The following is a 19,768-nucleotide window of genomic DNA, read 5'->3' as shown; positions in this document are numbered from 1 at the left end:
ATTTTTCGAAATTACCATACCTATTTTCTTATAATTACCAGATAAAACGCCAAATCCTAACATATTATATATATTAATGTTAGGATTATTAAACATACATCTTATCTCTCAAACTTCTTTTTTTATGGGCATACATTTAAAACCACTTATGTAATTCGACATTTTTCTACAAATATTTATTTTCTTTTGACATTTTCTTTTTTTCAAAAAATAAAAAAGAGGATGTCCTCTTAAATTAAGATTACATCCCTCTTTTTTCAAACTCTTTTGAATTCAAGTCACTTATGATGTAGCGAGACGCTGTTGAAATTTGTTCTCGCAATTCTTCTACTCTTTGTTCCAATGTTGCTTGTACATATTCTTTTTGTTCTAGTTGCTTCGTTGCCACATTATACAAAGTTTCAGCCGTCCAGTCACCATCTACGTTTCCGATAATCGGCTGATTTACTTGTTGTAAAAATGAATCGATCTTTGGATCATATGAAATACCGACCATAGGAATATTAGCAACCGCAGATAGTATGAGCGCATGAAGTCTCATCCCTATTAGAAGCGAACATTCCGACAAAATTGAAATTTTCTCATGGATATCCAACTTATAAGGAAGCATGTGAGCTTCTTCTCCCATTAAGTTAATAATGTCGCGTGATGCATTTTGATCAAATGGTCCATGCATTGGTACGAATAAAATATGATATCCTTCACGCTTAAATTTTTTCAGCGTATCTGCTAGCTTCTTCATATAATCTTCTTTCGCGTCCCAATACCTCACACTAACTGCAATTACTTTCCCTTGAATCGAATGTTGTTTCAGCCACTCCGACTTCATTCCTTCTGGTTGACATGCCAATACTGGATCTGGAACTAGTTCGATATCTTTCTTAATGCCCATTTCTTTTAAATACAAAAATGAATCTTCATCACGAACGGATATATATGCCGCTTTTGATACTTGCCATTTCACTAATAAACGATTTTGTCTTTTCGTAATTGGACCAATTCCTTGCGCATAAATATAATACGGCTTCTTCAAAAAACGAGCAATCCGCATAATACCTGTATAGTACAAAATGCTTTTAATACTCGTTTTATCTTGAAGGAGACTTCCCCCTCCGCTAATTAAACCATTACTTTTCTTTATTTCCTTATAAATTGCTCTTATATCCCAGCGATTTACTGCCTCTACACCGTACATTTTTCTTGTATAGTCGGGGTCATTCGAAAGTACAACAAGCTCAAGAGTAGGATCCTCTTCATGTAACGCTTTAATAATTGATTGCAAAATTGCTTCGTCCCCAACATTATAAAAACCATAATATCCTGATAAAACTAACCGCACTCTTAATCTCCTCCAACATTTCGCAATCAACTTTTTGTCATTCAACAAATTGCTATCAACTCTTTAATAAGAAAAGTTGGATAACTTCAAATTGATTTCTTTCACAAACAGATAAATAGCCATACTCATTTATAGACAAATTTACTTACGCAAAAATGGAATTTTCTTTTTGGATATCCAGTTCAACTTTAATGCGCATATGCCATATATGAACAAAGCCAAACAAAATGCTAAACCACTATATATTACTGCAATCAGTCTAGAATCTACCACATTTATTACAGTAGATGTGAAATATAGTCCTATACCTACTATACTAGATACTCCAATTACAGCAAAAAATCTCCCCATGCGAATCGAATAAGCCAATTCTCTTCGAATGTATATATAATTTACGATACAAATCATGATATATATGATAAGTGTACTATAAGCCGCACCAGTTATGCCAAATTGACTTACGAGTACTATATTTAATATGACTTTTACAAAACTCGCTCCAACAACTATCCACGCCGCTTGCTTAGAACGATTAATTCCTTGCAAAATTCCTATTGATAATACCATAAGTGATGTGAAATACGAACTACCAATTAAAATAGCTAACATGCCGCTCCCTTTAGCATCTGTAAACAATCCGACATTTAACGGGACTGTAAGTGCCATGAGCCAGATTGTTATCGGCGTTGTTAAAACATGAGCAAGCTCATTTGTTCGTTCAATTGTTCGTTTTGCTAACCCTATATCTTTCTTTGTTAATGCAGCAGTTAACAATGGGATTAACGGAAATACCATCGCGCTTGCAAATACGACAATTAATTGTGTAAACGCAAAACCACGACTATATATACCAAATTGCTCTTGAATCGTTGTAGTTGATTCATGTAGCATATGTGGAATCGTTACAGAATCAACTAAATTTAACAACGGCATCGATAATGCTCCAATCGCAATTGGAATCGAGACCCGAAGTATTTTTTTAGCATTATCTTTAAAATCTTGTAGTGAATATGTATTACTTTTATAACGATATATACTTTTTACATACTTCAATCTCAAATAGATAAGTGACGTAATTACTCCAAGGCAAGAACCAATCATTGCGCCGCCTGTTACAACATCACTATCTTTATTCCAAGATACGAATAAGAATGCAATTGCTAACATAAAGAAAACACGAATGAATTGCTCAATTACTTGTGACACCCCGGTAGGAATCATGTCTCCAAAACCTTGGAAATACCCTCGATATACCGCCATATATGGTGCGATTAATAAAGCAAACGAAGTGACAATTAATGGGAGTCTCGTATCTTGTCCACCAAGCATATTTGCAAACATACTTGATCCAATCATAATAACCGAAAATCCAAGCACCCCAAATATTACTCCAATAATAGATGCTGACGTAAATAGTTTGGCAATCCCATCTTTATCATTCTTCTCATGAAGTTCAGCGATTAACTGTGATATAGCTAGCGGTACTCCTGCTACTGATAAAGTTAAAGCTATCATATATACAGGAAAAACAAGGCGAAAAATCCCAAGCACTTCATCCCCTGCTATATTTTGTAATGGGATTTGAAAAAAACTTCCCAACACTTTCGATAGAAACGTTGTAATCGTTAAAATCGCAGCGCCTTTCACAAACTTATTATTCATCTTCTAGCTCTTTTCTTTCAATATATAATTTCCATACATATTACATCATAAAATGAGATAACTATATTCTTCTCTTTTTTGAAAAATTTCACTTTATCTCATTTAGCTATCATACCAAATTTATTATACATTGAATACTCTCTTTCTTTATGGCTTTTAAATATATCATATGTAATAACACCTTATTTTTATCCAGTTTTTTCTTCAATTTACTACTTCTACTTATTCCGGATAAACATGTGCTATAATGTAGCTATTGTCAGTAAGAGGAGTGTTTACAACATGCTGAATTCGGTAAAAAAGCTGTTAGGAGATTCTCAAAAGAGAAAACTAAAAAAATATGAACAACTTGTTCAAGAAATTAATAATCTAGAAGAAAAACTATCTGATTTATCTGATGAAGACTTACGTCATAAAACTATCACATTTAAAAACATGCTAAACGATGGAAAAACAGTGGATGGTATAAAAGCAGAGGCGTTCGCTGTTGTACGTGAAGCAGCAAAGCGTGTACTTGGATTACGTCACTACGATGTGCAGTTAATTGGTGGCCTTGTACTATTAGAAGGTAATATTGCAGAGATGCCAACTGGCGAAGGAAAAACATTAGTTTCTTCTCTTCCAACATACGTACGTGCTCTTGAAGGAAAAGGTGTTCACGTTATTACTGTAAACGACTATTTAGCAAAACGAGATAAAGAATTAATTGGCCAAGTTCATGAATTTCTAGGTTTAAAGGTTGGATTGAATATTCCTCAAATCGATCCTGCCGAAAAGAAACTTGCTTACGAAGCTGATATTACATATGGTATTGGAACAGAATTTGGCTTTGACTATCTACGTGATAATATGGCCGCTTCCAAAAATGAGCAGGTACAACGCCCCTATCATTTTGCTATTATCGATGAGATTGATAGCGTTTTAATTGATGAAGCGAAGACGCCTCTTATTATCGCTGGTAAGAAATCAAGTAGCTCTGATTTACACTATTTATGCGCAAAAGTTATTAAGTCATTCCAGGATACTCTTCATTACACGTACGATGCAGAAACAAAATCTGCTAGTTTTACAGAAGACGGTATTACAAAAACAGAAGATTTATTTGATATCGATAACCTATATGATTTAGAACATCAAACTTTATATCATTATATGATTCAAGCATTACGAGCTCATGTCGCTTTCCAATGTGATGTTGATTATATTGTACATGATGAAAAAATTCTACTTGTAGATATTTTCACAGGCCGCGTTATGGATGGTCGCTCTTTAAGTGATGGTTTACACCAAGCTCTTGAAGCGAAAGAAGGTTTAGCAATCACAGAAGAAAACCAAACACAGGCATCTATTACAATTCAAAACTTCTTCCGTATGTATCCAGCATTATCTGGTATGACAGGTACAGCAAAAACGGAAGAAAAAGAATTTAACCGTGTATATAACATGGAAGTTATGCCGATTCCGACAAACCGTCCTATCATTCGTGAAGACAAAAATGACGTCGTGTACGTAACAGCCGATGCTAAATATAAAGCCGTACGTGAGGATGTTCTGAAACACAATAAACAAGGACGCCCGATTTTAATTGGGACAATGTCTATTTTACAATCAGAAACCGTTGCTCGTTACTTAGATGAAGCGCATATTACATATCAATTATTAAATGCAAAAAGTGCAGAACAAGAGGCCGATTTAATCGCAACAGCTGGACAAAAAGGACAAATTACAATTGCGACAAATATGGCCGGACGAGGTACTGATATTTTACTAGGTGAGGGTGTCCATGAAATTGGTGGATTACATGTAATTGGAACAGAACGCCATGAATCAAGACGCGTTGACAATCAGCTAAAAGGTCGTGCTGGTCGTCAAGGTGATCCAGGTAGCTCTCAGTTCTTCCTTTCTTTAGAAGATGAAATGCTAAAACGTTTCGCACAAGAAGAAGTCGAGAAATTAAATAAATCACTGAAAACAGATGAAACAGGACTTATTCTAACTTCTAAAGTCCATGATTTCGTGAACCGTACACAATTAATTTGTGAAGGTAGCCATTTCTCAATGCGCGAGTACAATTTAAAGTTAGATGATGTAATAAATGACCAACGTAACGTTATTTATAAATTACGTAATAACTTGTTACAAGAAGATACAAATATGATTGAAATTATTATTCCAATGATTGATCATACTGTAGAAGCCATTTCTAAGCAATATCTTTTAGAAGGTATGCTTCCGGAAGAATGGGATTTCGCTCGTTTAACAGAAAATATAAACGAAATTTTACCAGTAACAAATATGCCATCACTATCAGCGAATAATGTACATTCACCGGAAGATTTACAATCCGTTTTGAAAGAAACATTATCTCTTTATAAAGAGCGCGTAAATGAACTAAATAGCCATACTGATTTACAGCAGTCGTTACGCTATGTTGCCCTTCATTTCCTAGATCAGAACTGGGTAAATCACTTGGATGCGATGACCCACTTAAAAGAAGGCATCGGGCTAAGACAATATCAACAAGAAGACCCTACTCGTCTTTATCAAAAAGAAGGTTTAGATATCTTTTTATACACATATGGTAATTTCGAAAAAGAAATGTGCCACTATGTTGCAAGACATTTAGGTGTTCCTGAAAACGTACAATAACGAGGTGAAAGATTATGTTATCATTTCTAAAAAGAGCTAAGAAAAGCGGAAAAGATACGACTGTCTCTAGTAATCAATTATTCGGACAAGAAGAAACAAATACTGAAAATAAAACTGTAAAACCATCACTTTACTTCCACCCAAGCTGGGGTGCAGTAGCACAAGAACAAAAATATATTTATCAATTTTTACATAAAGAACTAACACGTTTACAAGAATATCAAATTTCTTTATCTGGAATTGAGATTGAAAAACGTGATAATGGTTATGACGTGGCTGTATTTATTCGTAGCACTGTTCCGAAACCAATTTCTTTCGAAGAGGTTACATTAATCCTTCTAAATAAAGAGAAGAAACTATGTGCCCGCAAAACATTTAACCTTTCTGCATTAGGAGATATTCCTGCAAATGTAAATATGCCATTCATCTTTACATTTGAGCAAGAAACAATTACAGATGCTGCATTATCGCAAACAGATTGGGAATTAGCATTTGAACTTGAAAGTAAACATGCATTAGATTTAGACCCATCTTGGGAAGCTCAGTTACCTGAAGCAAGCAAAGAAGCTTTACGTAATTTCTTAGACAATTTAACACCTCCAAAGGATGGTGAAATTAACTTCCTAGGTCTACAAGCTGCAAGAAAAGAAAACGGTGATTTACATACAACGCTTCTTATTCGTAACGGTTGCAAAGACAACATTCAACTAGAGCAACTGCCTCTTCATATTGAAGATGCCACAGGTGCAGTTGTTGTGAAAGGTGCTTTCACATTACCGGATCTTGAGATTAAAGCGAACACTACAAAACCGTGGTCATTTGTCTTCCCTGCTTCATCTATATTAAAAGAAGATATGGATTTATCTTCTTGGAAAGCGTTTGTACCACAAGACTAATAAGAGAGGCTGCTTCCAAAGCAGCCTCTCTTATTCTTTTTCATACAAAAAGCCTGTTCAAAAAGATGGTCATCACACCTCCTTGGACAGGCTTATTCTTTATGTAAAATTTACTTCGTTACTAATAAACGTTCAATATGATATTCAGCTTCTAATTTGCACATTTCATCTGCGTGTTGCACTTTATTTCTCTTTAATTGCTCTACTTGCTCTTCGCTCGGCTCTTCATTAATAAGCTCGTTAATTTTTTCATTCACTTTCACTGCTAATGCTTGATGGAAATCTGGACGTCCTTTCAACTGATCATCTACTTTATTGATCCAAGTTGATTTTGTGTATAAGTATTGTTTCCACTGTTCAACAAATTGCTGCATATCAAATTTTTCTTCATTCCATTCAATTTCTTTCATATACTTCTCAAAAGAAACAACAATTGATCGCGTAATCCCGATCTTCACTCCATGTGGTAACTGTTTGTACATCAAATATTCCCTCCAGCTTAAAGCTCTTCCTTCTGAATATAAAGGAATCTCAAAATTCATATACCTTCTTATAATAGCACATTGCTAATCTAAGATGTTACTATACTGCTAAGATTAATAAATGTCAATAATCGCAAAATATCACGATATACAGATATTAAACATATAAAAAAATACCCTCATACGAGGGCATTTGCTTACATAACATCAGCTTCTACAAACTGTAATTTATCTTTCTGTTCATGACTCGCCATCGTTATTAACGTTTTTTCAATATGAGTAGGCACTTGTTCTAGCGTCACACTCACTCCTGACCTATCCGACTGCTCAATGAAATTCAATAACGCCATAGCTCCCGATACATCCATATAGTGCGCATCTTTCATACGTAAAACAATCGGTGACTTCACATCTTGTAAAGTAGTAAAAATACGGTCTACTGATAGGAAAGAGAGCGGTCCCTGAATCGTATACGTCGCTTCCTTTTCTTTTACAATAGAAGCTTTACGTTCTTTACATTTCACCATGTATATAATGAACGAAAGAATAATACCGAACGCGACAGCAATCATTAAATCAAACTTCACTGTGACAACCATCGTTACGAGCATAACAATGACATCACCTTTTGGTGCTACATGCATTTTCTTCATGCTTTCCCAATCAAACATACCGATACCAGTTAAAATTAAAATACCTGATAATACAGCAAGTGGAATGTATTGTACGACCGATCCAAGTCCCATAATGAAAATAAATAATATAACACTATGCATACATGCTGAAAGCGCCGTTTTACCACCGCTTCTTATATTAACGATAGACCTTACAGTCGCTCCTGCCCCTGCTAATCCGCCAAACAATCCGCTCACCATATTACCGATACCTTGTCCGACCAGTTCTTTATTACTTTTATGGCGTGTACCCGTCACATTATCCATTACGACCGATGTTAACAACGAGTCAATCGATCCTAATAAAGCAATACTAAGCGCTGGTAAAATAAGTTCTGCGATGCCTGTTCCACTTAAAGATGGAATATGAAGCGTCGGCATCGCTTCTGGAATCGTTCCAATCTTCTCAATCACCTTATTTAATGATAGGTTGCCGATAATCGGTAACTTCACTGTAAGTCCTTCTAATGCAGAAGAAAATAAAGGAAGCAAAGCAGTCACACCGACTAATGCAACTAAACTAGATGGAATAGCCTTAATCCATTTTCCAGAAACAATCATTACAATAATCGTTAATACTACGAGTAGAAAACTATTTTGCACATGCTTTATTTCACCTAAAATAATAATTAATGCGATTCCGTTCATAAATCCTGAAACGACAGGATACGGAATATATCGCACGTAAGAGCCAAGCTTACATACACCGAATAAAATTTGAAACACTCCCGCCATCATAAAGGCTATAAAACTCGCCTCTAACCCGTACGTCGCAATAACCCCTGTCGCAATAACCGTAATCGGTCCAGTTGGCCCCGTTACCTGACCCGGTGTACCACCAAATAACGCCGCAAATAAACCTGCAAAAATCGCACCATACAATCCGACTAGTGCTCCCTCAGACGTTCCCGTTGCAGCAATACCAAATGCAATGGCAAGTGGCAACGCAACAATCGCAACAGTAAAACCAGCTAAACATTCCTTTGCTATTTTTTGAAACATATAAATAACCACCTTCATATTAAGTCCACGTTCCATTGTACACCTAAAAGAATATATTCGTTAGTCCACTTTTTACAGTATCGTGACGTAAACGCATTCAATTGCAAGTGCCTACCGCGTCTTTGGAAACTATTATAACTATGCTATAATAGATAAATTAAATCTTTTATTATATATTTGGAGGCACTATGCTAACTTTTGAAGAAAAATTATCGATTATTGAATCTTTCCCTGAATTAGAAAGAAAAAACGTATCATTAAAACGCGTGAACTTTCACTTTGAAGAAAGTCGTTTAGATAAAAAGAACGTTGTTTATCACTTACATCCAAATGGAAACGGCTTTGTATATGCAAACTTCATTAAAGGTTATAAAACAGATGATAAAGGCATGATTAACATCCGTGAGTTTTCAGAAGAAGAACTGCGTTCATTAATTGAAAAAGTAATTGAACGTCTATCACAGGAGCCAGAAGAAATTGTTACACCAATGGAACCTGCTGCAGAAGAAGAATGGAAGAACGAAGATGGCCACATCCTAACTCTTATTCAAGAGGATGATATGTGGAACGTGTACGCTGGTGTAAACTTAGACGGTACATTCAACTCTTATCCAGAAGCTGCGGAATACCTTGATGAAGAAGGATTTTCACGTAAATAATATAAAAAAAGCGGAGACTTATCGTCTCCGCTTTTTTCTATACATCTGTTCCCAAACTAAAAACATAAGAAATGAATGCTCTCACATTCATTAATTTTTTTGGCGTCTAAACATCATCGCTCCCAAAATTAATGCGAACATACCTGCAAGGATAGAAATAGATTCAGTTGCTGCTCCACCTGTTTGAGGAAGTAATTTTGATTGCTTATTACTTTCTTTACTAGATGGTACTTCTGATTTGTTTTGTACTTCTACTTTATCTTGAGCCTCTAGTTTGTTCGGTATTTCTAGTTTTTCTTCTGTCACATTTGGTGTTTCCGGTTTTTCTTCTTTTATTTCTTCTGTTGTTTCTTCTTCAATTTTTTCTTCTTCTGGTTTTACATGAATTTCCGGTTTCTCCGTAACTTCTGGCTTCTCTAACTCTTTCGGCTCTTCTGTTACTTTCGGTTCTTCCGGTTTTTCTTCTTTTATTTCTTCTATTGTTTCTTCTTCAACTTTTTCTTCTTCTGGTTTTACATGAATTTCCGGTTTCTCCGTAACTTCTGGCTTCTCTAACTCTTTCGGCTCTTCTGTTACTTTCGGTTCTTCCGGTTTTTCTTCTTTTATTTCTTCTATTGTTTCTTCTTCAACTTTTTCTTCTCCTGGTTTTACATGAATTTCCGGCTTCTCCGTAACTTCTGGCTTCTCTAGCTCTTTCGGCTCTTCTGTTACTTTCGGTTCTTCCGGCTTTTCTTCTTTTATTTCTTCTATTGTTTCTTCTTCAATTTTTTCTTCTTCTGGTTTTACATGAATTTCCGGCTTCTCCGTAACTTCTGGTTTCTCTAGCTCTTTCGGCTCTTCTGTTACTTTCGGTTCTTCCGGCTTTTCTTCTTTTATTTCTTCTATTGTTCCTTCTTCAACTTGTTCTTCTTCTGGTTTTACATGAATTTCCGGCTTCTCCGTAACTTCTGGTTTCTCTAGCTCTTTCGGCTCTTCTGTTACTTTCGGTTCTTCCGGCTTTTCTTCTTTTATTTCTTCTATTGTTCCTTCTTCAACTTGTTCTTCTTCTGGTTTTACATGAATTTCCGGTTTCTCCGTAACTTCTGGTTTCTCTAGCTCTTTCGGCTCTTCTGTTACATTTGGTGCTTCCGGGTTAGTTGGAGCTTCCATTTCTTCTATTGCTTCTTCTTTACCTTGTCCTTCGACTTCTGGTGCTTCATGTATCTTTATATTTGTAATATCATATCCTTTAACTTTCGATTGATATCCTGATACTGGTTGTTCTTTCACTTCATACGTATAAGCTTTTCCGGCATTATCAACTGCTGGTAACTTTCCAAACTCATATTTCCAATCATTTGCTGCCTTAACTTCTTTCGTTGCAATGACTTTACCATTTTGCAGTAAATCTACTTTAATCGTTTTTGGGCGATCATTTACTTTATCGCCTTCCCACGTTTTCGTTCCCGTAACTGATGTAGTTTTTAACTTATTTGGAACCATAAGCTTTATGCCGTTTGTAGCATCCGTCTTAATTGTAAAAGGAATTTTCGCTTGTGAATCAAACTCTACATAGTTCGGAGCAGAAATTTCTTGTACGTAATAATTACCTGGAGCAAGGTTTGGTGCTTCAACTATTCCGTCTTGATTTGTTGTATAGGAATCACCAATTTGCTGACCTGACTCTGCAAATAATTTAAAAGAAACACCTGGGATAAACTTATTCTCGTCTCCTTCAATATGTTTAACAATCTGCAACGTTCCTTTCGCAGGTAAAACCCCTTCAGCCCCGCCGCCAAATGATATATTTTCAACCTTTACACTATTAGATTCAGAAATAGGTTTCTCATATAAAATTTGATAATCAAGCTTGTAGTCATTCTGTAGATGTTTTAACTTTTTCCCGCTATCAGTAATCGTTGATGTATAGAAAATGGTAAACGACGTAGCGTTCGCCATATGTCTATACATTACAACTTCAAATGAGTTATCACTAGTTAGCTTAATGTATCCATAACCTCGGTCTTGAAATTGTTTAAGAGACAAATACTCTTTATTATTGATAGTAATAGTAAAACTATCTTTATTTAGCGTTTGTCCTTCTTGTAACGTATCTTTTAAAACGATATTGTCATGTAAATATTGTTTCTTTAAATTTATATTTAAAAACCAACGCACTTCATTACTTTTGTCTGGCTGAATATCACCAGATTTATAGAAAAAGATCCCGGGTTCTGTACCCTCTCCTTTTGGATGCGTAATACTTACCATTTGTTTTTCTAAATCTGTCCCTAAATTCGTTTGTACATCTTTCGTCTTTCCGGCTTCAACATTCGTACCTTGAACAGTGAAATTAAAGTTCCCTCGAATATTTTGGAGCTGTTCTACTGTATCATTAAATGTACAAACTACATTATTTGTATTAATCTGGCACGTACCAAAAACGCGCCCTGATTCATCTTTTAATGCGATAGTTCCACTATAGCCCTTTAATTCTGGAGGTAGTGCTAACGTTAATGTATCCCCAGACTTCATCTTCTTTCCAGGCTTTTCACTAAAGTTTACATGAATGCTAGTCTTTTCCCCATAATTTAATGTTGTCTTTTCAAATGCAAAACTATCAACAAATCCTGTTGTGTTTAATTCTTGAGCATGTCCTATAATAGGCGTAAAAACTTGTCCAATAAGAACAGTAAACATAAAACAAATTACAGATATTCTTTTTAAATATGTACTCATAAATCCTCCATCTTTGGTTACTTCATTTTTCTACCCTAAACCACACTCTAAAATAAAGATTATTTGCAGCATCAAACTATCTTTACTTGTCTTTTGGGCAGCCAACAATAAATATTAGTCCTTATAAAAGTGCATTACAAGACTGTTCATTCATTCGTTAATTTGTTACTATTGTAGTAGTAACCTAATAAACTGAATGACCACTTTATTCATACGTTCATCTGATGACTGACTATCTTTATCCTTTAAATATTCTCCTCCAATACCTTTCTTCCACTTACACTAAAATTATTATTTAAACATCCATAAAATTCACCTGAAAACTTTATAAAATCCTTATCTAAAGTGGAATACATACATTTATAATCAAATTGTAATGCTACAAAAAATATTTTTATATAATAATAAAAGAGGATTTCAATAGAAGAACTATACCGTTTTTTCAATCGTTTCAAAAAAAATAAAGCTATCTTTTCTTATTAAAAAAGATAGCTTTATCTGTATAGACGACTGCTCTACTCCCTATTGTTTTGCGCCTTTCAATGACTCTCTCAGGACAAATTTTTGTAATTTTCCACTCGCATTACGAGGCAGTTCATCCACAAATAAATAATGACGCGGACGTTTATAATCTGCTAATTCATCACTTTCTTTACAGTATATTTCCAAATCTTCTTCTGTAATCGTTTCATCTTTCTTTACAACGACTGCCACAACACGTTCTCCCCATAATTCATCTGGCTCACCAAGCACGGCAACATCTAATATACCGGGATGACTATGAAGGAAATCTTCAATTTCACGTGGATAAATATTAACGCCGCCACTAATCACCATATCATCCACGCGATCGGCAACGAATAAATAACCGTCCTTATCAAAGTAGCCTAAATCACCAGAGTGATACCATCCTTTATACATCGATTTTGCATTTGCTTCTTCTCGGTTATGATAACCAGCCATCATAGTCGGGCCGCGCAAAATAATCTCCCCAACTTCATAAGGAGGTAATACATCATCTGGCTCTGCTGGTGCGTCTTCGCTTGGTTTTACAATACGGATTTCATGACTAAAACATGGTGTTCCCGCTGAACCAGCTTTCGTAATTTGATCCTCTTCTACGAGAAACGCAACGACTGGTCCCATTTCTGTCATTCCGTATATTTGAACAAGATCAATATAAAGACGTTCTTTACATTCCTTCACTAATGCCGGTGCCATTGCAGCTCCGCCGTATATACCAATTCTCATCGACGTTAAATCATACTGTGCTAAATCTTTTTGCAACAACATATTCCACATCGTTGGTGCCGCAAAAAATGTCGTAATCTTCTCTTCTTGAATCGTATGTAATACTGTTTCTGTATCAAAATGATGTAAAATAACATTCTTTCCGCCAACTTGAATGCGCGGTATAATTCCGGCGTTTAACTCACCGCAATGATATAAAGGTGCAACGACAAGCCCCGCACTATCTCTATTATATTTAAGGAAATACGTACAAATCATACTATGCTCAGTCATTTCACGATGACGATGTAGTACGCCTTTCGGATGACCAGTCGTACCGCTCGTATATAACATAGAACAATAATCCATTTCATCGACTTCAATATCTACTTTTTCAGCTGATGCTTCATTTACTTTTTCATGGTAAGAACTAGCATAGGAAGGTGTGTCGTCTTCTACATACCAAAAAGACGAATTTGGGAAATCTCGTTCAATGATAGCAACAGTTGATTCAACCGCTTTTTCAAAGACTACTACTTTCGAGGCCGCATCTTGAAGGATATACGATAATTCTTTTGCTTTTAAACGGAAGTTAATCGGGTTAAAGATTGCCCCAATTTTCGCACAGGCTAAGTAAACGTTTACAAATTCACGGCAATTATATAAGTAAACAGATACAGTATCTCCCTTTCTTACCCCTTCTTTCAACAGAGCTTGCGCCGTTTTATTTATTTGCTCATCCCACTGTTTATATGTCCAGCGAATATTTTTTTCCGGCTCTACTAACGCCTCTTTATTCGGATACTTACCAACCGCTAAATCAAATATTCTCCCTATCGTCATGTACATGCCAACAATTTCCCCCTTTTCTCTTTCATAAATCTATCATTTCGTCCATAAGTAGACATTGTCCTCTAATGATTTGACTAATTTTTCTGATTATTATCGACATAGTTTTACAAACAGTGCCGCTTATCGGTAAGTGAAATTATATTGGCGATTTATCGAATATATCGACTTACCGACAAAAACTGATATGATAAAGCGCAACTTTAATCAGCCCTCACCGATCAGGCATTTACGGGCAGCACAACTCCCACAAATAGCGGAATAAAAAAGAGGCTATTCCAAATCGGAACAACCTCTTTCTTCTTATACAAATAGCTCTTCTAAAATTTTCAGTTTATCTTCTGTATATTTTACGAAGCCATCGTTATATGATTTTGGATCTTTCGGATTTGCGAAGTGCGTAATTGCACCTGTCTTCGGATGAACAAATTTACTTGATGCACCACAGCCAAGTCCGATAATCGATTGAACTTCTTCCATAATAACAATGTTATAAATACTTTCTTGCGTCGGCATTGCATAACCAACGTTCTCTAAGTTACCTAAAATATTCTTTTGACGATATAGGTAATATGGTACGTAATTATGCTTTTGCGTCCACTCTTCTGCTTCATGCATCATCGCTGTAATTTCTTCGCGACCTGCTACTTTATATTTACGTTTGTTTTGCGTCATTTCAGAAGCACGTTTAAATGATAACGTATGAACTGTTAATGATTCTGGCATTAACTTTTCTGTTTCATCTAACGTGTGCTTGAAGATATCTAGCCCTTCACCAGGAAGACCAATAATTAAGTCCATATTAATATTGTTCATTCCCATTTCACGAGCTAAGTGATACTTCTCAATTGTTTCTTCTACAGTATGATGACGCCCAATTGCTTTTAATGTCTCTTGATGGTATGACTGCGGATTAATACTAATACGGTCAATATTCCATTTATTTAACACTTCTAGCTTAGCTGGCGTAATTGTATCGGGGCGACCTGCCTCAACTGTTACTTCACGCACATTTTTCACATCTGGGAACGCTTCATACATTTCTTCATACAGCATATCCATCTCTTCTGCTGTAATACTTGTCGGTGTACCGCCGCCGTAATAAATCGTCGTAACTGTTACACCTTTTTCTTTTAAAAACTTACCAATTTCACGAACTTCATAATGTAAACCACCTAAGAATGAATCAACAGAGCCTTGGCGTCCGTTAATTGCATACGCTGGGAATGTACAATATGCACATTTTGTTGGGCAGAATGGAATACCGATATAAATACTTACTTCTTCTTTCAAACGGTATAAATCCGGAACTACCGCTAATTGGCAATCCACAATACGCTGAAGAAGTTCAATTTTCTCTTCATGAATTAAATAGCTTTCACGAAGTTCTTGGTGTGCTTCTTCTTTTGACATACCACTTTGAAGCATTTTATGAAGAAGTTTCGTCGGACGTACTCCTGTTAAAATGCCCCAGCTTTGTTCAAGTCCAGTTAACTGCTGAAGAACAGAAAGATATACATAAGAAACAACGTGTTTCACTTGCTTCATACGCTCTTTTTCATCTGTGAAAGCAGATAAATCTTTTGCGAATGTTTCTTCATACACATTTCCAGTAGCAACATCTGTTAAATGAGCTGATGCTTTCACATTCTCTTCAATGTGTATATCAACGATAAGATTTGCTTCCTCTTGTTCAAATCCAATCGTACTATCTTCAAAAAATAAGCCGCCAATATTTTGTAGCGGACGTAAAAAACGATCATCTTGTAACGTTTTAATTGAAATTAACAACATTATCACCTTTTCATTTGCAAACTCTCTTTAGTTTACTTGAAGGGCGTTTGCAGGTCAATACAGAAGGTTTTACCTTATCTTCTTATCTTCTTATCTTCTTATATTTTTCCATTATTCTTAAAAACCTAATATTCATTATGTATATTCATCTATATGTATAGACATCTGAGTTTACACCTGTTAAAATCTACGTATAATCAAGTATTAGAACTTGATTATAAAAAATGTATAAGGAGGAATAAAATCTACGTATAATCAAGTATTAGAACTTGATTATAAAAAATGTATAAGGAGGAATAAAATCTACGCATAATCCAGTATTAGAACTTGATAATAAACATGTATAAGGGGGAATATTAACACGGCATACAACATCTAACGTGTTAAAACAACTATGAAAAAAAAGTTTTACAACATTTTAGCAATATCTTTGGCATTACAAACATTTATAGCACCTACCCATTCATTCGCAGAAAATATAGAGAAAACTGCGAAATTGTCTATTGATGAACAAGCGTTAAAAAGCATTGAAGAACATGCAAAACAGCATAGACATGACGAAGAAAACGACCTTGAAATCTCGGGTGAATATCTTCTCCATTTATCAACAAAACTTCCACTATACGATTCAAACGACTTAAAGACCAAATCAAATATTGAAATTGCTGAACCAGTAGTAAAAGCAACGAAGAAAAAAGAGAATGCATATTATATACAAACTACATTTGGTTCTGGCTGGGTTAATAAGGAAGATCATAGTTTAGAAGTACAAGAGATTCATAAACTCTCGAATCAAAAACTAATTGTAACAGAAGAAACATCAGTCTATTCATTCCCATTCCAATCGTTTAAAGAAGAAACAAATTTACAACCGCAAACAGTAACTCCTACTGAACAAGCGGGGAATTGGTTTAAAATTCAAATGAATGGAACTGAGAAATGGATTTATGCTCCTTCAGCTACATTTGAAGGTACGAAAGCATCATTATTTGAAAAAACAGATTCTATCGAAAAGAAAAGCGCCTCTTTCTTCAAAACACCATCTAATTTGCCTACAAATAACGTTTATGGTGTTACATTTTAAAAAATGATCGTTCCAAAAGGGAATGAAAATATTCGTCCTGGCTACGCAATGAAACCAAAATACATTACAATTCACGAAACTGCTAATACGAGCAAAGGGGCTAATGCTTTAAATCATGCAAAGTACTTAGATAGACAAGCACGTGGAAAGACTGATCGTTCAGCATCTTGGCATTTTACTGTCGATGATAAAGAAATTTATCAACATCTTCCATTAAATGAAGTTGGATGGCATACTGGAAATAAGACTGGAAACTATGAATCTATCGGAATTGAAATTGCTGTGAATAGTGATGGAAACTATACGAAAGCGGTAGAAAATGCCCGAAAATTAGCTGCTTATTTAATGAACGAATTAAATATCTCCCTCAATCACGTTCAAAAACATCAATTTTGGAGCGGAAAAAACTGCCCTGCATTTATGATTCAACGCGGACAATGGGATGCTTTCTTAAAGGGCACAAACACTTACTATAATGAACATCGTAAAGATACTTTACCGCCGTCAGAAATCCCTAATAAAAAAGACGACATTACAGGTGGATGGTATGAACAAGACATTCGTCAGTTAGCAGCTAAAAAAATCATGTTTGGTGATGGAAATGGTTCTTATTGGCCAAATCGTCTTGTAACACGAGCTGAGTTTGCAAGTTTAATGTCACGTTCTTTAAAATTACCTGCTGGAAACGCTAAATTTACAGACTTAAACGAAGCACATCCATCTTTAGTAGATGGAATTAACAGTGCCGCTAGCGCAGGTATCATTAATGGTCGTGGGAATAATAAATTTGATCCCAACGCTACAATAACACGTGATGAAGCCGTTATTATGATTGACCGTGCATTAGAATATAACTGGATTTATAGAAAAGAAGTGAAATTACCATTCACTGACCAACACTTAGCATACGATCAAAAAGCGTTACAAAACGTTTATGCATACGGAATAGTAAAAGGAAACGAACGAAATCAATTCGTACCAAAAGGCACAGCAACACGCGCTGAAGCAGCCGCATTTTTAAACCGAATGCTTAAAGTTATTGAAGCTTAAACAAAGAAAAACGTAGCCAAAAGCTACGTTTTTCTTTTATCGTTTCGGTTCATTTTTATGATTCTTCAAAAACGGAAGCGGGAATTGCTTACGGAAATGTTCTTTAATCATATACTCTACGCCGTTCTCACTATTTGAACGTGTAATCCAGTCTGCTGCTTGCTTTAATTCTACAGGCGAGTTCCCCATCGCTACACCAAGCCCCACATTTTCAATTACCTCTAAATCTTCCATGCTATCTCCAATCGCAACCATTTCGTTTAGCGAAATATTTAAATGCTCTCCAAGCAATTGTAATCCACGTAATTTTGATACATTTTGCGGCAAAATTTCTATTCGTTTTGAATCACACTCAACATACTCTATATCTTGGAATGCTTTTCGTAATGTATTTAACCCTCGTTCTTTTTCACCTTTACTTTGGAAAATCACATCAATTTTTGGCGCCGCTACTGGATGATCACGAAGCGCATCACCTAAAGAGTCTACAAACTGAACTGGATAAAATAACGGATCTGCGCTTGATAATACAGTACGCGCAATTAAGTTTGGTGTATTTCTCTCACGATTTCCAATTGAAAACCGTTCATGAGAAATGCGTACGTTACAATCAAAGTGCTCTAACACTTGCACAATGTTAAACGTCTTCTCTTCCGATAATCTTCTTTGAACGTAAGGCTTATCTAATGTTGCTGAAACGAAAGCACCACCGTGTGTCACTAATATAGAATCTAATTTTAACGCCTTTGCTACTTTATGAGCAGACTGAAAATTACGGCTCGTAAATAATGTAACGTATACATCTTTTCTTTTCACAAATTCAATTGTTTCTCTTAATCCTTTTGCAATTTTTCCGTTGTTGTATAGTAGTGTCCCATCTATATTAAGAGCTAGTAAGCGATAAATCATGTCGCACTCCCCCTCTTCGCTGTTGTACTCTATCCATAATTTATGAAATAAATGTAGCAAATAGAACGAGTTAGAATTACTACTGAAAATTTGGTTTACTATATACATATACACTCAGTAAAGGAGATAGTACAATGCAAGCACCTCCTTCCTTTTATGAAGGCGATACGTTAGAAGTCGCAAAGAAATTACTCGGACAAAAACTTGTACATACTGTAGATGGAATAAAACGAAGCGGAATCATTGTAGAAGTAGAAGCATATAAGGGTCCCGATGATAAGGCCGCACATAGTTACGGCGGGAGGCGAACAGGTCGCACAGAAGTCATGTTTGGCGCACCGGGTCATGCTTACGTATATTTAATTTACGGTATGTATCATTGTTTTAACGTCATTACAGCGCCAGTTGGCACCCCGCAAGGCGTTCTCATTCGAGCCCTTGAGCCAGTAGACGGGATTGAAGAAATCAAACTTGCGCGCTACAACAAAACCGACATTACAAAAGCGCAGTATAAAAATTTAACGAATGGCCCTGGCAAACTATGCCGTGCCCTCGGAATTACGTTAGAAGAACGAGGCGTATCCTTACAAAGTGACACATTGCATATTGAACTCGTCCCAGAAGAAGAACACATATCATCACAATATAAAATAACAGCAGGACCTCGTATTAACATCGACTATGCAGAAGAAGCTGTACATTATCCGTGGCGTTTTTATTATGAGGGGAATCCGTTCGTTTCAAAGAAATAAGCATATGTAAAGGGAGAGA

General features: G+C 35.7%; 12 protein-coding genes and 1 pseudogene. 5 read left to right on the top strand and 8 right to left on the bottom strand.

Going from position 1 to position 19,768, the window contains the following annotated elements; all coding sequences use genetic code 11:
- Window positions 1-241 precede the first annotated feature (241 nt).
- Together csaB and KZZ19_RS04505 are read right to left on the bottom strand one after the other, a co-directional pair.
- Window positions 242-1,339: a polysaccharide pyruvyl transferase CsaB gene (csaB, locus tag KZZ19_RS04510; protein ID WP_237979626.1), complete on the bottom strand. Its 1,098-nt coding sequence runs from the start codon at window positions 1,337-1,339 to the stop codon at window positions 242-244.
- Window positions 1,340-1,480: 141 nt separating this feature from the next.
- Window positions 1,481-3,001 (bottom strand): putative polysaccharide biosynthesis protein, encoded by a 1,521-nt coding sequence (locus KZZ19_RS04505; protein ID WP_237979625.1) that lies wholly within the window; start codon window positions 2,999-3,001, stop codon window positions 1,481-1,483.
- A gap of 282 nt (window positions 3,002-3,283) precedes the next feature.
- On the opposite strand from KZZ19_RS04505, the gene secA2 reads away from it, so the two are divergent.
- Window positions 3,284-5,650, top strand: coding sequence for an accessory Sec system translocase SecA2 (gene secA2 / locus KZZ19_RS04500; protein ID WP_237979624.1), 2,367 nt, complete (start codon window positions 3,284-3,286; stop codon window positions 5,648-5,650).
- Between the two features lie 14 nt (window positions 5,651-5,664).
- Entirely contained in the window at window positions 5,665-6,546 is an 882-nt protein-coding gene (locus KZZ19_RS04495) for an accessory Sec system S-layer assembly protein (protein WP_237979623.1), read from the top strand.
- A 110-nt stretch (window positions 6,547-6,656) separates the two neighbouring features.
- Here the strand turns inward: KZZ19_RS04495 and KZZ19_RS04490 are convergent, their stop codons facing one another.
- Both KZZ19_RS04490 and KZZ19_RS04485 read right to left on the bottom strand, forming a co-directional pair.
- Window positions 6,657-7,028, bottom strand: coding sequence for a hypothetical protein (locus KZZ19_RS04490; RefSeq protein WP_237979622.1), 372 nt, complete (start codon window positions 7,026-7,028; stop codon window positions 6,657-6,659).
- A gap of 197 nt (window positions 7,029-7,225) precedes the next feature.
- Window positions 7,226-8,704: a SulP family inorganic anion transporter gene (locus KZZ19_RS04485; RefSeq protein WP_237979621.1), complete on the bottom strand. Its 1,479-nt coding sequence runs from the start codon at window positions 8,702-8,704 to the stop codon at window positions 7,226-7,228.
- A gap of 188 nt (window positions 8,705-8,892) precedes the next feature.
- Between KZZ19_RS04485 and KZZ19_RS04480 the strand changes: the two genes are divergently transcribed.
- Window positions 8,893-9,363, top strand: a complete 471-nt coding sequence (locus KZZ19_RS04480; RefSeq protein WP_000955002.1) for a hypothetical protein — start codon at window positions 8,893-8,895, stop codon at window positions 9,361-9,363.
- A 90-nt stretch (window positions 9,364-9,453) separates the two neighbouring features.
- On the opposite strand, the gene KZZ19_RS04475 is transcribed toward KZZ19_RS04480, so the two are convergent.
- The 3 genes from KZZ19_RS04475 to KZZ19_RS04465 all read right to left on the bottom strand — a co-directional run bounded on the left by KZZ19_RS04475 (window position 9,454) and on the right by KZZ19_RS04465 (window position 15,954).
- Window positions 9,454-12,081 carry a Cna B-type domain-containing protein gene (locus KZZ19_RS04475; RefSeq protein ID WP_348638027.1) on the bottom strand — a complete coding sequence of 876 codons (2,628 nt, stop codon included), beginning with the start codon at window positions 12,079-12,081 and terminating at the stop codon, window positions 9,454-9,456.
- 522 nt (window positions 12,082-12,603) lie between these two features.
- Complete coding sequence (locus KZZ19_RS04470; RefSeq protein ID WP_237982112.1) at window positions 12,604-14,160, bottom strand: fatty acid--CoA ligase; 1,557 nt, start codon at window positions 14,158-14,160, stop codon at window positions 12,604-12,606.
- Between the two features lie 303 nt (window positions 14,161-14,463).
- Window positions 14,464-15,954 carry a coproporphyrinogen III oxidase gene (locus KZZ19_RS04465; RefSeq protein ID WP_237982113.1) on the bottom strand — a complete coding sequence of 497 codons (1,491 nt, stop codon included), beginning with the start codon at window positions 15,952-15,954 and terminating at the stop codon, window positions 14,464-14,466.
- 394 nt (window positions 15,955-16,348) lie between these two features.
- On the opposite strand from KZZ19_RS04465, the pseudogene KZZ19_RS04460 reads away from it, so the two are divergent.
- Window positions 16,349-18,088: pseudogene (locus KZZ19_RS04460) on the top strand (S-layer homology domain-containing protein).
- 36 nt (window positions 18,089-18,124) lie between these two features.
- Here KZZ19_RS04460 and KZZ19_RS04455 read toward each other — a convergent pair.
- A complete protein-coding gene (locus tag KZZ19_RS04455; RefSeq protein WP_088095312.1) occupies window positions 18,125-18,997 on the bottom strand; it encodes a Cof-type HAD-IIB family hydrolase in 873 nt (290 codons plus the stop codon).
- Window positions 18,998-19,131: 134 nt separating this feature from the next.
- On the opposite strand from KZZ19_RS04455, the gene KZZ19_RS04450 reads away from it, so the two are divergent.
- A complete protein-coding gene (locus tag KZZ19_RS04450) occupies window positions 19,132-19,749 on the top strand; it encodes a DNA-3-methyladenine glycosylase (protein ID WP_237982114.1) in 618 nt (205 codons plus the stop codon).
- Window positions 19,750-19,768 lie beyond the last annotated feature (19 nt).

The sequence above is a fragment of the Bacillus thuringiensis genome (genome assembly GCF_022095615.2).
Taxonomy (GTDB): domain Bacteria; phylum Bacillota; class Bacilli; order Bacillales; family Bacillaceae_G; genus Bacillus_A; species Bacillus_A cereus_AG.
Note: the sequence above shows the minus strand (reverse complement) of the source record. Positions and strands in the feature narration are given on the sequence as shown.

Excerpts from the sequence above, each read along its gene's own strand:
- KZZ19_RS04505 (WP_237979625.1), bottom strand. The coding sequence starts at position 3,001 with ATGAATAATAAGTTTGTGAAAGGCGCTGCGATTTTAACGATTACAACG.
- secA2 (WP_237979624.1), top strand. The coding sequence starts at position 3,284 with ATGCTGAATTCGGTAAAAAAGCTGTTAGGAGATTCTCAAAAGAGAAAA.
- KZZ19_RS04495 (WP_237979623.1), top strand. The coding sequence starts at position 5,665 with ATGTTATCATTTCTAAAAAGAGCTAAGAAAAGCGGAAAAGATACGACT.
- KZZ19_RS04490 (WP_237979622.1), bottom strand. The coding sequence starts at position 7,028 with ATGTACAAACAGTTACCACATGGAGTGAAGATCGGGATTACGCGATCA.
- KZZ19_RS04485 (WP_237979621.1), bottom strand. The coding sequence starts at position 8,704 with ATGTTTCAAAAAATAGCAAAGGAATGTTTAGCTGGTTTTACTGTTGCG.
- KZZ19_RS04480 (WP_000955002.1), top strand. The coding sequence starts at position 8,893 with ATGCTAACTTTTGAAGAAAAATTATCGATTATTGAATCTTTCCCTGAA.
- KZZ19_RS04475 (WP_348638027.1), bottom strand. The coding sequence starts at position 12,081 with ATGAGTACATATTTAAAAAGAATATCTGTAATTTGTTTTATGTTTACT.
- KZZ19_RS04470 (WP_237982112.1), bottom strand. The coding sequence starts at position 14,160 with ATGTACATGACGATAGGGAGAATATTTGATTTAGCGGTTGGTAAGTAT.
- KZZ19_RS04465 (WP_237982113.1), bottom strand. The coding sequence starts at position 15,954 with ATGTTGTTAATTTCAATTAAAACGTTACAAGATGATCGTTTTTTACGT.
- KZZ19_RS04455 (WP_088095312.1), bottom strand. The coding sequence starts at position 18,997 with ATGATTTATCGCTTACTAGCTCTTAATATAGATGGGACACTACTATAC.
- KZZ19_RS04450 (WP_237982114.1), top strand. The coding sequence starts at position 19,132 with ATGCAAGCACCTCCTTCCTTTTATGAAGGCGATACGTTAGAAGTCGCA.